The organism is Kosakonia cowanii JCM 10956 = DSM 18146, from assembly GCF_001975225.1.
Classification (GTDB): Bacteria; Pseudomonadota; Gammaproteobacteria; order Enterobacterales; family Enterobacteriaceae; genus Kosakonia; species Kosakonia cowanii.
In genome coordinates, this window is sequence record NZ_CP019445.1 from 1,872,816 (window position 1) to 1,887,546 (window position 14,731).

Below are 14,731 nucleotides of genomic sequence, written 5' to 3' on the forward strand. Positions count from 1 at the left end.
AGATATGCTCACGCTGTTTAGCCCCGGCTCGACAGCTTCTGCTACGCCACCGCCACAAGGAAACGATGATGAATCTGCCAGGAATGAACCCCGAAAGAAATCTGCCGGGGTATGAATTTGCCCGTATGACCGGTGCAGGAGCGAGTGATTTTGATTTTAAAGCCCTCGGCGCCGCAATGGATTGTACCCGTGAATTTGCCGACGCAGGCATCATCTATGCCGATGGCCCCGAGCGTTACCTGGTGCGTCCGAGCAAACGCCATCCCAACGGGCAGAGCGGCATCGTCACCCATGTTATCGTCACCAAAGCCGCCGCCCAGCCGACCAACTCCAGCAACGGTAAAGCGCTGACGGAAGCGGTTTCCGCAACGTCAATGGGCACCGAGATCGCCTCGACGGTGCTCTCCTGCGGCGCGATGCTTATCACCGCGGGCGTGATGGCCGCCGGTACCGTCGCCACACCGCTCACCGCGGGCGGCAGCACCGTGCTGGTGGCGATTGGCTATGCGGGCACGGCGGCGACCGGTTTGCAGTGCCTTAACGGTATCTATCGCGTGTACGATCTGGTGGAGAACGGCGGTGAAAACGTCGCCTGGCTTGATTCGCAGGAGTGGTATGTCGCCACTTCAACCTCGCTGGATCTTGTCTCACTGGCGAGCGCAGGTGGTGCGCTGAAAGAGGCGCTGGCAACCTGGAAAGCGATGAAGTCGGTCTCCTCGCTGAAAGCGACGCAGTGGCTGAAAGAGTATCCGCGCCAGGATCGCGCCCGCCTGACGGAGCTGATTATTCGCGCGCAGAACCCCGGTATCAGCAATAAAGGCATCAAGGCTGCCATCCGCGCCGGGCTCTATCCGAAACGCTTCCCCGTCGAGCCGGTCCAGGTTGAGCTGACCCGCCAGTTGGGCCAGGTGGTGACCAGCGCAGCGGCACTGGCAGGCAGCGCGGTGAGTGGCGTTATTGCCGCACCGGGCAACGTGCCGCGCACCGGGCGCTATATCGTCGGCACCATTCAGTCGCTGGCGGTGATCTGATGTCGTTGTTGAGCTGGCTGACAGGATCGGTGTTCTACGATTTATGGCAGCACGGGCGTGAAATCGAGCCGCTGATAGCGCGCAAAGATGAACGCGTCCTGTCGCGCTCCACGCCCGAGCTGGAGCGCCATTTTGACGAAACCGCCGTCGAGCAGCCGCGCCAGAACGGCTTCCCTGTGGCGTTTGTGATGCTGCTGCTGCTGGTGGCGTTTGCGCTCAATCTGCTTTCTCTGCTGCGCCTCTTGCCAGGGCTGACGCCGCCGCTACACGCACTCGCCTTTTTTGCGCCTGCGCTGGTGGTGCTGGCGACAACCATTAGCAGCATGTTTATGCTGGCGCGCGGCTTTAGCGCCGGGCTTGCCGGTTTTGCGTATCTCTTTAGCGGCTTACTGCTGGTCACCGTGGCGCAGTTGGTGATTAATCTGCTGACGGGCGGCGGCGCGGCGATACCGTTGCTGATTGCGCTGGTGGCATTAGTAGGGTGTCGGCGGTTGCTTAATGGCGAAGGGTTTGTGGTGTTTGCGCTCTACTGTCGAACAGCGCGTCTGACAAGAGTAGCGAGGACGTTGCGGTTGAAGTCTCGTTAAGGCGGGAAAAACATAAACCCCCGGCGTGGCGGGGGCTCTGACCGTTGCGGCTTAGTCAATAAGCTGCTTGCTGAGCATCGGATTCGAATGAATCAGGCGCATCAGTTTCATCTCGGTGGCGGTGGGGGTTATACGTTGTGATTCCCACTCATGCACCATTGAGACTGACACTCCCATCGCACGAGCGAAGTCGTCAATCTTCAGACCGGTTCCACGTCGCAATTGTTCAAAGTCACTAAAGGAATTCGGCTTCTTGCTCAGGGTTCCCGTCTGCGCAACATCTTTCTTAAATACGATCTGTTCGAGACTGCTCATCAGTTCAAACATCGGGTCTTTGTACTCCATTGAGCACTCCTCATAAAATCACACAGCGGATATCGTGATACAGCCTGATAAGAGTAGTCGGAAAAAAACCTGGCGTATGATTTCGCCAGTGATTATTTACGTTGTAAGCGGGGTAGATGTGCTGAAAATGCACCTTCTGCCGCTTAAGTTTTGTTTAATTGATTGATTAATAAGAGAGCGATTTTGCTCGGTATAAATTTGTAAATCGTCAGCAAAAATTTGGATTAAGAATAATCTGACCGCGATCACGGAAAATATCGTGCCAAAACGGATCCGCACGCTTTTGTGTGTAATGAAGGGGTATCTTGCGAGGCTGACCTGGACTATCCTTGTAGGCCGTTGGGCACGCGTGTGCCGAGAAGCGGTTTTATGGGTGAAAGGAGTAATAAAATGGCGACAGGACAGTCCTGCTCTCGCTGGTTTGCGTCTCTTGCGGCGCTATTAATGGTGGTAAGCCTGAGTGGGTGTTTTGATAAAGAAGGCGATCAACGTAAAGCGTTTATCGATTTCCTGCAGAATACGGCAATGCGCAGCAGCGAACGTCTGCCGGCGCTGACGGCGGATCAGAAAAAACAGTTCGGCCCGTTTGTCTCTGATTATGCGGTTATCTATGGCTATTCCCAGCAGGTGAACCAGGCGATGGATTCCGGTCTGCGCCCGGTCGTTGATAGCGTTAACGCCATCCGCGTGCCGCAGGATTATATGACGCAGCGCGAGCCGCTTCGCCAGGCCAACGGTTCGCTCGGCGTGCTGAGCCAGCAGCTGCAGAACGCGAAAATGCAGGCCGATGCCTCCCATGCCGCGCTCAAGCAGGCAGACGATCTGAAACCGGTCTATGACCAGGTTTACACCAAAGTGGTGACCAACCCGGCTAACGCGCTGCAACCGCTGATCCCGGCGGCGCAGGTCTTCACCCAGCAGCTGGTGCAGGTTGGCGACTTTATCGCGCAGCAGGGCACGCAGGTGAGCTTTACGGCGAACGGCATTCAGTTCCCGACCTCCGAGCAGGCCAGCCAGTATAACGCGCTGATTGGGCCGCTGGCGGCGCAGCATCAGGCATTTACCCAGGCCTGGACGGCAACCGTCTCAGGAATGAAATAAGTAATAAGGTTACGGTGAAGCGCGGTTGCTAATGGCTGGCGCGACACCTGTACCATCCGCGCCTGAAAGGAACGGCCTGTTAATGGCCGTTCCGCTCCTCTTCAGGCAGACGAGGAAGCTATGTCAGCGCTTTTTCCTCTATATTCATCTGTCACAGTGAATCTTCGCAAACAAGTCGCCGTAAATGGCTGAGCCAGCCCATCGCCTTTACCCATGAACGCGGTTAGATTTCAACGTAGAGGTTATTTATCAGTGGAGATAACCAAATACTTACATTTTGTTCCATGGATACTCGTTGGAATAAACATCTTTTATTCCTTAAAAGGAATAAAAGTAAATAAAGAAGAGAACACGCTAATCAGGCAGTGGAACAGCAGAGGAAAATGGCAAGGTGAAGTGACCGCTGCCTCTGTTGTTGAGTGGAAGCAGCTGAGCGTCATGCATAATTTTGACTACTTCTACCTGTTCACGCTGGAATGCATTATCAGCGGGGAAAAAACGGTACTGAAAGCCGCGGGCGTGATACCGGTATCGCAAGTGAAGCTCATCAAGAAGGGCGCGTCTGTAGTGCTCAAATACAGTCTTAACCCTCCAAAAACTGCCGTTGAAAACATTGTCGATCCCGAGGGGCAAGAGGCTGTCGATTTACCGTAGCAGTAAGCGGATGCAGGCATAAAAAAGAGGCGACAGGATCGCCTCATTTTTTATTGCCCAATTGACCTTAGCGGACGACCTGGGGGTTAACGCAGTTCTGCTCCACCTTGCCATTGAGCGCATCAATCAGGTTATCGACCGCGCAGGCCGCCATGTTATAGCGCGTCTCATGGGTCGCAGAACCGATATGCGGCAGTGCCACGACGTTGGGCAGCGACAGCAGCGGTGAGTCCGCTGGCAGCGGCTCCTGCTCAAACACATCCAGCCCGGCGGCGTGGATTTCGCCGTTTTGCAGCGCCTCAATCAGCGCCGCTTCATCCACTACCGGACCGCGCCCGGCATTAATAAAGATGGCGGATTTTTTCATCATCGCGAACTGCGCTTTGCCGATTAGATGCTGCGTCTCTTCAGTGAGCGGCAGCACGACACAGACAAAATCGGACTCTTGCAAAACCGTTTCCAGATCGCAATGACGCGCCTGAAAGCGCTCTTCCGCTTCGGCGTGCTGGCGGCGGGCGTGGTAAAGGATCGGCATACCGAAGCCACAGTGCGCGCGCTGCGCCAGCGCCAGGCCAATGCGCCCCATACCGACAATGCCCATCGTTTTATGGTGTACATCAATGCCGAACCAGTCCGGTCCAATGCTCTTGGTCCATTCGCCCGCTTTAACGCGCTCAGCCACATCCACCACCCGGCGTGCGCTGCTTAGCACCAGCGCCATAATGGTGTCTGCCACGGTTTCGGTCAGCACGGTTGGCGTGTGCATCAGGGCAATCTTGCGCGCGTTCAGCGCATCCACATCAAAGTTGTCATAGCCTACCGAGATGGTCGAGGTAGCACGCAGTTGCGGCATCTTCTCCAGCAGCGCGCTGTCCACCGTCTGGCTGGAGCCTAACAGCCCCTGCGCGTTGGCAAACGCTTCAGCGTGTTGCTGCACCGTTTCTGGTTTCAGGTTGGCAACCTGGGTCACGGTAAAGTGCGTCTCTAGTCGTGCGAGCAGATCATCGGGCAAGGCTTTGTACAGGATGATAGATGGCTTCATGCGGTTCTCCCTTGTGACGGTGCGCCTGCCGGAATCTGCTTATTGTTAGCAGGCTTAACAATTAAAGTAAGCCATACAGAGGCGAAAAGTGCCACCCCCATAAATATGTACGAAGCAGACGGGCTGCCGGTCGCGCCGTTGAGGTAGCCGACAAACCACGAGCCGCAGAACGAGCCGAGCGCGCCCATGCTGTTGATTAACGCCATTGCGCCGCCCGCCACATTACGCGGCAGCATCTCCGGGATAATCGCGAAGAAGGGGCCATACGGCGCGTACATCGCCGCCCCGGCAATCACCAGCAGGGTGTAGGAGATCCAGAAGTGGTTCGCGCCCACTGCCCACGAGCCGATAAAGGCGAACGCGCCAATCAGCAGCAGCGGCCAGACAAAGAGTTTGCGGTTTTGCAGCTTATCGGAGGCCCAGGAGGCGAGGATCATGGCAATGGTCGCCGCCAGGTAAGGTACGGAAGAGAGCCAGCCCACTTCCACCATGCCAAGGTTGTCGCCACCACTGCGGATAATCGACGGCAGCCACAGCACAAAGCCATACACGCCGATGCTCCAGGCGAAATATTGCAGGCAGAGCAGCACCACGTTACGCGAGCGGAAGGCTTCGCTGTAGTTACGAACCGCTTTAATGCCCTGCTGCTCTTTATCAAGCTGTGTTTGCAGCGCGCGCTTCTCATCTTCGCTCAGCCACTTCGCTTCGGTCGGTTTATCTTTTACCAGCACCCACCAGCAGAAGGCCCAGATCACCGCTGGCACGCCTTCGATGATAAACATCTCGCGCCAGCCGAAAGACTGGATCAGGTAGCCGGAGACCACCGACATCCACAGCACCGTGACCGGGTTGCCGAGGATTAAAAAGGTATTCGCCCGCGAGCGCTCCGATTTGGTAAACCAGTTACTGATGTAAATCAGCATCGCTGGCATCACCGCCGCTTCCACCACGCCGAGGATAAAGCGGATGGCGGCCAGCATTGGGATATTGCTCACCACGCCGGTCAGGGACGCACAGGCACCCCACAAAATCAGGCAGATAAAGATCAGCTTGCGCACGCTGCGCCGTTCGGCGTAGACCGCGCCGGGGATCTGGAAGAAGAAGTAGCCGAGAAAGAAGAGCGCGCCCAGCAGCGAAGAGACGCCTTTGGTGATGCCGAGATCTTCGTTAATCCCGGCCGCGGAGGCGAAGCTGAAGTTCGCGCGATCGAGGTAGGCCAGACTGTAGGTGATAAACACAATCGGCATGATATAGAGCCAGCGTTTGGCTGAGTTGGTGGCGTTGCTCATAAGGTTGCCTCTATGGTTGAGGTTATTTTCCACCTGTCATGTAGGGTACAGGCGGTTTGAGTATCGGCGAAACGGGCGCTTACAGCGCGCCCAGCTCCGCGCGGGTTGGCAATCCTTCGCTGTCGCCGGGCACCTGAATCGCCCGCGCACCGATGGCATTGCCCCGGCGCACCGCATCGTGCAGCGTTTTTCCTTCCAGCAGGGCGCTGATCACCCCGACGGCAAAACCATCGCCTGCGCCAACGGTATCGACGACGTTCTCGACAATAACCGGCGCAACCGCCCCCTGTTCGCCCTCGGCGGTTTTAAACCACGCGCCGTCAGGGCCGGTTTTGATAATTACCGCCTTCACGCCGCGTTGCAGATAGAAATCAGCAATCCCTTCCGGCGTCTGCTGACCAGTAAGAATCACGCCCTCTTTCAGCCCCGGCAGCACCCAGTCCGCCTGGAAGGCGAGCGCGTTGAGCTTCTCGACCATCTCCGCTTCGCTCTTCCACAGCACCGGGCGCAGGTTGGGATCAAACGACAGGGTTTTGCCCTGCGATTTCATCGCCTTCGCCGCGTGCTCCAGGAGCGCGTAAGAGGTGGTGGAGATCGCCGCCGCCACGCCGCTCATGTGCAGATGGCGCGCATCACTGAACAGCGCGGCGTTGAAATCCTCCGGCGAAAGGTGGCTGGCTGCGGAACCCTTGCGGAAATACTCCACAATGGGATCGGTTCCATCATCGCATTTCGATTTCAGCTGAAAGCCGGTCGGGTAGCGGGTATCCAGCGTCACGCCAGAGGTATCAATCCCCTCTTTGCGCAACGTATTGAGGATAAAGCGGCCAAAGCTGTCATCGCCGACGCGGCTGACCCAGCTCACTTTCAACCCCAGCCGCGCAAGGCCGGTAGCGACATTTAACTCGGCACCGGCCGCACGTTTGATAAAGTGCCCGGCCTCGGCGAGATCGCCGGTTTCGGTGGCGACAAACATCGCCATCGCTTCGCCAAGGGTGATGACATCCAGCGCGTTATGCATGGCTGAACTCCTTACGCAGCAGAGAGACATAGTGGCGGGTTACGGCAGTCAAATCGTCGCCCTCAAGCGGAAACTCGATGCCGCGCGGTACATCACCGGGCAGTGCATCGAGCAGCGCCAGCCAGCGCGGGTTTTCGGCATTCGGTGGTGTTGCGCGGTGTTTATCGCCTGCGCGCTCAACGGCTTTAACGTGCACATAACTGACGGCGGGCGCGAGCTGGCGCGCGGCCTCTTCCGGCTCATCGCCAACCCACAGCCAGTTGCCGGTATCAAAAGTGAGCGTGACGGGGAGGTGCGCGGTGTGACAGGCGGCTTTAAAGCGCAGCATTGGCGCGAGCTTGCCGCACTCAGTTTGATCGTTTTCCACCACCAGCGGCACATCGCTTGCCGCCAGCCAGCCGCGCAGAGTCTCCAGCACGGCGTTATCTTTGAAATGCCCTAGTGAGACTTTGAGCCACAGCGCTTTTAGCGTGCAGGCTTCGTCCAGCAGGGCGGGCAGGCGCGGGTTTAATGTGCCATCTTGCAGGCAGAGCGGCTCCGGGGCGGAGTAGCAGACCAGCAGGTTATGCATATCGATGGCGAAGGCCAGCGAGGGCAGATGCGATAACTCTTCGTCGTTCAGCAGTTCGCGACGAATCTCCACGCCGTCGGCACCGGCATCGGCAATGATCGGCAGCGTGCCGACCTGGCCGCCCAGCGCCGCCACCTGGTCATGACCATAGGCGGCGGTAACAACAATAATTTTTCTTTCCATCTTCCGGTTCCCCGATAACGGCAGGGTGATTAGCTTCCATTAACGCTAGATGGAACCGGTTCCAAAGAAAAGTTCACTGTGTCGAATTTATGATCGGCATCACGAAGGGGAGAATTAACGCGACGTGGAGCCGCGCACGATCAGTTCGCCGGAGAAAACCCGCTCGTGCACCGTGTCGCTGTGGCCCTCAATGCGTCGCACCACCTGCTCGACGGCGGCAAAACCGATCTGCCAGGTGGGCTGTTTGAGGGTGGTAATGCCGACGCCTGCCAGCTCTGCCCACTCCAGTTCATCAAAGCCGAGCAGGCCGATATCGCTGCCCCAGTTCAGGCCAATACGCTTTAGCGATCGCGCCACCTGCAGGGTCAATGCGCCGTTGGCGGAGATCACCGCTTTGCGCATGCCGCGGTGGCGGGCATGGAACTGGCGCAGCGTGTTATCCAGCTGCGCCGCTTCGTGCAGCACCACTTCCGCATCTTCCGCCACCACGCCGGGGTAGCGGGCAAGGGTGGAGTGAAAGGCGTGCAGGCGTTCGCGGCGGGTGTTGACGGTGCCAAGCGGTTCGCTGAGGAACAGCAGGGCTTCAAAACCCTGCTCGATAAGGTGTTCAGTGGCGGTGGTGGCGGCCTGGGTGTTATCCAGCCCGACGACATCGCAGGCGAAATCGGGGATTTTGCGGTCAATCAGCACCATCGGCAGGGAGGATTGTTGCAGGCGGTTTAGCCCCTCTTCGCGCATGCCCACGGCGTTCACCACAATCCCTTCCACCTGGTAGCTGCGCAGCAGATCAAGGTAGTGCAGCTCCTGATCGACTTCGTTATTGGTGTTACAGACCAGCGGCGTAAACCCCTTTTCGCGGCAGGCGGCTTCGATGCCGCTCAGCACGTGCACGGAGTAGGGGTTGGTGATATCGGCGATAATCAGCCCGATAAGCCGGGTGCGCCCGCGCTTAAGACCGCGAGCCATCAGGCTTGGGCGGTAATCGAGTGTGGCGATGGCCTGCTCAATGCGCGCCAGCAGGGCATCGGAAAGCAGATGTTTTTCACCGTTGAGATAGCGTGAAATACTGGTTTTGCCGGTGTTGGCCGCTTTCGCCACATCGCTGATGGTTGGGCGCGTCGTTTTCGCCATTGTTGCTTCCCTCGCCGTAACTGGTTGCCCACACCTTAGCGCGAAATCGCGGGCAATCAAGCACTAACCTGCGCTTATCACCCGGCGCGCGGCGGTAATGACGTTTAATTCTTTGCCAAACGCGCCCCGCCGTGGATGATAGAGCGCAAACAACACATCCGACACCACCTGCAAGCTATTCAGGAGCGCGCTTTGGCAAACTCTGCTATCAAAACAGTTCTTACGGCGGCCCACTGGGGCCCGATGCTGGTCGACACCGACGGTGAAAAGGTGCTCGCCTCACGCGGCGCGCTGCCGACGCCTTTCCCCAACTCGCTGCAAAGCGTGGTGCAGGAGCAGGTACACAGCCCGACGCGTGTGCGCTACCCGATGGTGCGCAAAGGCTTTCTCGCCTCGCCCGACAGCCCGCAGGGCGTGCGCGGGCAGGATGAGTTTGTGCGCGTCAGCTGGGATCAGGCACTGGATCTGATCCATCAGCAGCACAAACGTATTCGTGACAGCTATGGCCCGTCATCAATCTTTGCGGGTTCCTACGGCTGGCGCTCCAACGGCGTGCTGCACAAAGCCGCCACGCTGTTACAGCGCTATATGAGCCTTGCGGGCGGCTATACCGGTCATCTCGGGGATTACTCCACCGGTGCCGCGCAGGCGATTATGCCGCACGTGGTGGGCGGCAACGAAGTTTACCAGCAGCAGACCAGCTGGCCGCTGATCCTTGAGCACAGCGACGTGGTGGTGCTGTGGAGCGCCAACCCGCTAAACACCCTGAAGATCGCCTGGAACGCCTCGGATGAGCAGGGCATTCCTTACTTTGATGCGCTGCGCAACAGCGGCAAGCGGGTGATCTGTATCGATCCGATGCGATCGGAGACCGTCGATTTCCTCGGTGACCGCGCTGAGTGGATCGCGCCGCATATGGGCACCGACGTGGCGCTGATGCTCGGCATTGCCCATACGCTGGTGGAGAACGGCTGGCAGGATAATGATTTTCTCTCCCGTTGCACCGTGGGCTACGAGATTTTTGCCGCCTACCTCACCGGCGAAAGCGATGGCGTGGCGAAAACGGCGGAGTGGGCGGCAGGTATCTGCGGCATTGAAGCGGCTAAAATCCGCGAACTGGCGGAAGTTTTCCATAAAAACACCACCATGTTGATGGCAGGCTGGGGGATGCAGCGCCAGCAGTTTGGCGAGCAAAAACACTGGATGCTGGTAACGCTGGCGGCGATGCTTGGGCAGATCGGCACGCCGGGCGGCGGGTTTGGCCTCTCTTATCACTTTGCCAACGGCGGTAACCCGACACGCCGCGCGGCGGTGCTCGCTTCAATGCAGGGGCTGGTCAAAGGCGGTACCGACGCAGTACATAAATTCCCCGTCGCGCGCATCGTTGAAGCGCTGGAGAACCCCGGCGCGCCTTATCAACATAACGGCATAAACGGACACTTCCCGGATATCCGCTTTGTCTGGTGGGCGGGCGGCGCCAATTTTACCCATCACCAGGATACCAATCGCCTGATCCGCGCCTGGCAGAAGCCGGAACTGGTGGTGATCTCCGAGTGTTTCTGGACGGCTGCGGCGAAACACGCCGATATCGTGCTGCCCGCTACCACCTCGTTTGAGCGTAACGATCTGACGATGACCGGGGATTACAGCAACCAGCACCTGGTGCCGATGCAGCGCGTCGTGCCGCCGCAGTTTGAGGCGCGCGATGACTTTGAGGTATTCGCTGACTTAAGCGAGCGCTGGGAAGCGGGCGGGCGCGAACGCTTTACCGAAGGGAAGAGCGATCTGCAGTGGCTGGAGACCTTCTACACCATCGCCGGCGAGCGCGGGGCGAGCCAGCAGGTGACGCTGCCGCCATTTGCTGAGTTCTGGCAGGCAAACCAGCTGATTGAGATGCCGCAGAGCGAGCAGAACGCGCGCTTTGTGCGTTACGCCGATTTCTGTCGCGATCCGCAGGCGCACCCGCTGAAAACGCCGAGCGGTAAAATCGAAATCTTCTCTGAGCGCATTAAAAGCTTTGGCTATGCCGACTGCCCGCCGCATCCGACATGGCTGGAGCCGGATGAGTGGCATGGCAATGCCGAACCGGAGCAGCTGCAGGTGCTCTCTGCGCATCCGGCACACCGCCTGCACAGCCAGCTCAACTTTACCCGTCTGCGCGAGGAGTATGCGGTTGCCGGGCGCGAGCCAATTACGCTCCATCCGCTGGATGCGCAGGCGCGCGGGATTGCGCCGGGCGATGTGGTGCGGGTGTGGAACCAGCGCGGGCAGGTGCTGGCGGGCGCGGTGGTGAGCAGCGGCATTAAGCCTGGCGTGATCTGTATTCATGAAGGGGCATGGCCGGATCTTGAGCCAACGGCGGACGGGCTGTGTAAAAACGGCGCGGTGAATGTGCTGACCAAAGATCTGCCCAGCTCGCGGCTGGGCAATGGCTGCGCGGGAAATACGGCGCTGGCGTGGGTTGAGAAGTATCGCGGCCCGGCGCTTACGCTGACGGCGTTTGATCCGCCTGCCAGCTCATGATCCACGTCGGATGACCGGTCTCCTCCTGCCATGCGCTTTCGGTAATGGTAAAGCCCTGCGCATGGTAGAAGTTCACCGCCCGCTCATTCTGCTGGTAAACCTCAAGGCTTAAGCGGGGAAAGTGCTGTTTAACATGGTTAATCAGCGCTTTTCCGAACCCCTGGCCAAACGCCTGCGGGCGCACAAACAGCGCGCCGATAAACTGCTCATCCATCACGCTGACAAACCCCTGCAACTCTCCCTCCTGCTCAACCACCCAGGTTTTCGCCGATGGAAGGTAGGCGTCGCGCACCAGCGCTTCGCTCTCCTGCCAGTAGCTGGCCTTAATAAAGGGGTGGGCGAGGGTGGTGCTCTCCAGCCACAGCGCCAGCAGCGGGGTTAAATCTTCACTGTTCCATACGCGAATCATGCGTTCCTCCCGGGTAACAGATGCAGCCGACAACGTGGTCATTAACCAGACCGCAGGCCTGCATAAAGGCATAACAGATAGTTGAACCAACAAATTTGAAGCCGCGTTTTTTCAGCGCTTTTGATAAGGCGTCGGAGACGGGCGTTGAGGCGGGGATTTCTGCGAGCAGGGCGGCGTGCGCGATCTGTGGCTGGTTATCGACGAACCCCCAGATAAAATCTGAAAATGGCTCGCCGTTGGCTTCCATCGCCAGGTAGGCGCGGGCATTGCCAATAATCGCTTCAATCTTGCCACGATGGCGAATAATCCCGGCGTTTTGCAGTAAATTATCGACATCCTGCGCCGTCATGGCGGCGACGCGCTGCGGGTCAAAGTTATGGAAGGCGTGACGGTAATTCTCCCGCTTTTTCAACACCGTAATCCACGACAGGCCCGCCTGCTGCCCTTCGAGGCAGATCATCTCGAACAGCTTTTTACCGTCCCTTTGCGCCACGCCCCACTCGTTATCATGGTAATCAAGATAGAGCGGGTCCTGGGTAACCCAACCACAACGCTGCATATCCGTACTCCGTTTGTGAAGGAAAAATAAACGTCGTCCTGCCTTGACGTAAACCTCAGAAAGACAATATTTATTACAGGGCTTTTGCCCGTTCTAACAACGATAACAATTACGCCGAGTTCGGCTCTTCTCTGGAGTCGTAAAATAATGAAAACAACCCGCAGTGGCCTGATGATGTCGCTGCTGCCTGCCTGTCTGCTTTTTACTCAGACGGCGGCGGCGTGGCAGCAAGAGTATGTCGGTGCTGATGACACCGATGGACGCTATCGCTGGGATAGCGAACGGCAACCCCGTTATAACGATATCCTTGAAGAGCGCATTCGTTCGACGCAAAACTCGCCGGGGCTGGCCATTAATCTCCCCGACACGTCGCCGCTCGATACGATTAGCACCATGAGCCTTGGCTGGAATATTCCGCTCTCAAGTCAAGTCACCACCGGCCCGGTGGCGGTGTGGCACTACGATGGCTCAACGACCTCAATGTATAACGAATTCGGCGACAGCGCGACCAACGTGCAGTACAGCGATCCGCTGTGGCACGCCAGCGTCAGTTCGCTGGGCTGGCGCATTGATAGCCGCTTTGGCGATCTGCGTCCGTGGGCGCAAATTAGCGTCAACCAGCAGTTTGGCGAAAACGTCTGGAAGAGCCAGTCGGGTCTCTATCGCCTTACCGCCGCCAACCAGTACGGTAACTGGATGGATGTGACGCTGGGGGCCGATATGCTGCTCAACCCGCACCTCGCGGCCTACGCTTCAATGTCGCAATCGGAAAACGAGACCTGGGGGCAAAACTACCTCTACAGCATGGGAGTCAGCGCCCGTTTTTAGCTCGATTAAAACAATCTTTTTACACTCTGGAAACAATGGCGGCGCGTTTTGTATTGATAGTATGTACTAACTCACACTTAGTATTCGCCGCAGTGATATTTCGCGCGGTCATTCATTCCCGCTTAGCGGCATTTCATTCCTCTCTCGCTGCATTTCATGCCTTTTTTACCCAGGCATGAAATGCGCTTCGTTATGGTTGTCGGCAGTGAATTCCTTTTTATTCTTCTGCGGGACAACTGCCATGAATAGTTCCTTTGCTCAACACACTCGCTGGCTGACGCTGGTCGGCACCATCATCACGCAGTTTGCGTTAGGATCGGTTTACACCTGGAGTTTGTTCAATAGTTCGTTGGCGGAAAAACTGGGCGAGCCGGTAAGCCAGGTCGCATTTTCCTTTGGCCTGCTGAGCCTTGGCCTCGCGCTCTCCTCCTCGGTAGCCGGTAAACTGCAGGAGCGTTTTGGCGTGAAGCGCGTCACCATCGCCTCCGGCCTGCTGCTCGGGCTTGGCTTCTTCCTCACCGCTCATGCGACCAATTTGATGATGCTGTGGCTCAGCGCAGGCGTATTGGTTGGCCTGGCAGATGGCGCGGGCTACCTGTTAACCCTCTCTAACTGCGTGAAGTGGTTCCCGGAGCGCAAAGGGCTGATCTCTGCCTTCTCTATCGGTTCTTACGGCCTTGGCAGCCTCGGTTTTAAATTTATCGACAGCCATCTGCTGGCGACCGTCGGCCTGGAAAGCACCTTTATGATCTGGGGCGCGATCACGCTGGTGATGATTGTCTTCGGTGCGATGCTGATGACCGATGCGCCGCTGCAGAAAGTCTCCACCGTTAACGGCGTAGTGGAAAATGACTTCACGCTGGCGCAGTCAATGCGTAAACCGCAGTACTGGATGCTGGCAGTGATGTTCCTGACCGCCTGCATGAGCGGCCTGTATGTGATTGGCGTGGCGAAAGATATTGCGCAGGGGATGGTGCATCTGGATATTGCCACTGCTGCCAATGCGGTAACGGTGATTGCGATTGCCAACCTCAGCGGCCGCCTGGTGCTGGGTATCCTCTCTGACAAGATTGCCCGTATCCGCGTGATTACCATTGGTCAGGTGATTTCATTAGTCGGCATGGCCGCACTGCTCTTCGCACCGCTGAACGCCGTGAGCTTCTTTGCCGCCATCGCCTGCGTTGCCTTCAACTTCGGCGGTACCATCACCGTCTTCCCGTCGCTGGTCAGTGAGTTCTTCGGCCTCAACAACCTGGCGAAAAACTACGGCGTGATTTACCTCGGTTTCGGTATTGGCAGCATCTGCGGCTCGATTATCGCCTCACTGTTCGGCGGCTTTTATGTCACCTTCTGTGTCATCTTCGCCCTGCTGATCCTGTCGCTGGCTCTCTCCACCACCATCCGCCAGCCGCAGCGCGAGGTCTACCAGCAAGCGCACGCGTAATAACGAACTGGCT

At 57.8% G+C, this 14,731-nt stretch carries 15 protein-coding genes; 7 read left to right on the forward strand and 8 right to left on the reverse strand.

Translation table 11 applies throughout. The features are described from left to right. Nucleotides 1–68: 68 nt before the first annotated feature. Nucleotides 69–1,031, forward strand: coding sequence for a hypothetical protein (locus BWI95_RS08690; RefSeq protein WP_042718613.1), 963 nt, complete (start codon nucleotides 69–71; stop codon nucleotides 1,029–1,031). Beyond that, nucleotides 1,031–1,618, forward strand: a complete 588-nt coding sequence (locus BWI95_RS08695; RefSeq protein WP_076769341.1) for a hypothetical protein — start codon at nucleotides 1,031–1,033, stop codon at nucleotides 1,616–1,618. The genes BWI95_RS08690 and BWI95_RS08695 overlap by 1 nt, the downstream gene beginning before the upstream one ends. 51 nt (nucleotides 1,619–1,669) lie before the next feature. On the opposite strand, the gene BWI95_RS08700 is transcribed toward BWI95_RS08695, so the two are convergent. Further along, complete coding sequence (locus tag BWI95_RS08700) at nucleotides 1,670–1,963, reverse strand: HTH-type transcriptional regulator (protein WP_042718609.1); 294 nt, start codon at nucleotides 1,961–1,963, stop codon at nucleotides 1,670–1,672. Nucleotides 1,964–2,353: 390 nt separating this feature from the next. Between BWI95_RS08700 and BWI95_RS08705 the strand changes: the two genes are divergently transcribed. Further along, nucleotides 2,354–3,064 carry a DUF3053 domain-containing protein gene (locus BWI95_RS08705; protein ID WP_042718608.1) on the forward strand — a complete coding sequence of 237 codons (711 nt, stop codon included), beginning with the start codon at nucleotides 2,354–2,356 and terminating at the stop codon, nucleotides 3,062–3,064. Between the two features lie 252 nt (nucleotides 3,065–3,316). Further along, nucleotides 3,317–3,718, forward strand: coding sequence for a hypothetical protein (locus tag BWI95_RS08710; RefSeq protein WP_054802696.1), 402 nt, complete (start codon nucleotides 3,317–3,319; stop codon nucleotides 3,716–3,718). Nucleotides 3,719–3,785: 67 nt separating this feature from the next. Here the strand turns inward: BWI95_RS08710 and ghrB are convergent, their stop codons facing one another. The 5 genes from ghrB to BWI95_RS08735 all read right to left on the reverse strand — a co-directional run bounded on the left by ghrB (nucleotide 3,786) and on the right by BWI95_RS08735 (nucleotide 8,955). Next, complete coding sequence (ghrB, locus tag BWI95_RS08715; protein ID WP_054802695.1) at nucleotides 3,786–4,760, reverse strand: glyoxylate/hydroxypyruvate reductase GhrB; 975 nt, start codon at nucleotides 4,758–4,760, stop codon at nucleotides 3,786–3,788. Then, nucleotides 4,757–6,049, reverse strand: a complete 1,293-nt coding sequence (locus BWI95_RS08720) for an MFS transporter (RefSeq protein WP_054802694.1) — start codon at nucleotides 6,047–6,049, stop codon at nucleotides 4,757–4,759. Before BWI95_RS08720 ends, ghrB begins: the two co-directional genes overlap by 4 nt. A 79-nt stretch (nucleotides 6,050–6,128) precedes the next feature. Next, nucleotides 6,129–7,070: a sugar kinase gene (locus BWI95_RS08725; protein ID WP_054802693.1), complete on the reverse strand. Its 942-nt coding sequence runs from the start codon at nucleotides 7,068–7,070 to the stop codon at nucleotides 6,129–6,131. After that, a complete protein-coding gene (locus tag BWI95_RS08730; protein ID WP_054802692.1) occupies nucleotides 7,063–7,824 on the reverse strand; it encodes a sugar phosphate isomerase/epimerase family protein in 762 nt (253 codons plus the stop codon). Before BWI95_RS08730 ends, BWI95_RS08725 begins: the two co-directional genes overlap by 8 nt. 114 nt (nucleotides 7,825–7,938) lie before the next feature. Further along, entirely contained in the window at nucleotides 7,939–8,955 is a 1,017-nt protein-coding gene (locus tag BWI95_RS08735) for a LacI family DNA-binding transcriptional regulator (RefSeq protein WP_076769342.1), read from the reverse strand. 243 nt (nucleotides 8,956–9,198) lie between these two features. On the opposite strand from BWI95_RS08735, the gene BWI95_RS08740 reads away from it, so the two are divergent. Further along, a complete protein-coding gene (locus BWI95_RS08740) occupies nucleotides 9,199–11,478 on the forward strand; it encodes a molybdopterin guanine dinucleotide-containing S/N-oxide reductase (RefSeq protein WP_054802742.1) in 2,280 nt (759 codons plus the stop codon). Here the strand turns inward: BWI95_RS08740 and BWI95_RS08745 are convergent. Continuing rightward, nucleotides 11,441–11,887, reverse strand: coding sequence for an N-acetyltransferase (locus BWI95_RS08745; RefSeq protein WP_076769344.1), 447 nt, complete (start codon nucleotides 11,885–11,887; stop codon nucleotides 11,441–11,443). The two genes, BWI95_RS08740 and BWI95_RS08745, sit on opposite strands and share 38 nt — an antisense overlap. Next, nucleotides 11,865–12,446, reverse strand: a complete 582-nt coding sequence (tag, locus tag BWI95_RS08750) for a DNA-3-methyladenine glycosylase I (protein WP_076769345.1) — start codon at nucleotides 12,444–12,446, stop codon at nucleotides 11,865–11,867. Before tag ends, BWI95_RS08745 begins: the two co-directional genes overlap by 23 nt. 147 nt (nucleotides 12,447–12,593) lie before the next feature. Between tag and BWI95_RS08755 the strand changes: the two genes are divergently transcribed. Both BWI95_RS08755 and BWI95_RS08760 read left to right on the forward strand, forming a co-directional pair. Then, the gene (locus tag BWI95_RS08755) at nucleotides 12,594–13,274 is read left to right on the forward strand and encodes an autotransporter domain-containing protein (RefSeq protein WP_054802691.1); all 681 of its coding nucleotides are present in this window, start codon (nucleotides 12,594–12,596) and stop codon (nucleotides 13,272–13,274) included. Nucleotides 13,275–13,515: 241 nt separating this feature from the next. Further along, a complete protein-coding gene (locus tag BWI95_RS08760) occupies nucleotides 13,516–14,718 on the forward strand; it encodes an L-lactate MFS transporter (RefSeq protein ID WP_076769346.1) in 1,203 nt (400 codons plus the stop codon). Nucleotides 14,719–14,731: the final 13 nt, after the last annotated feature.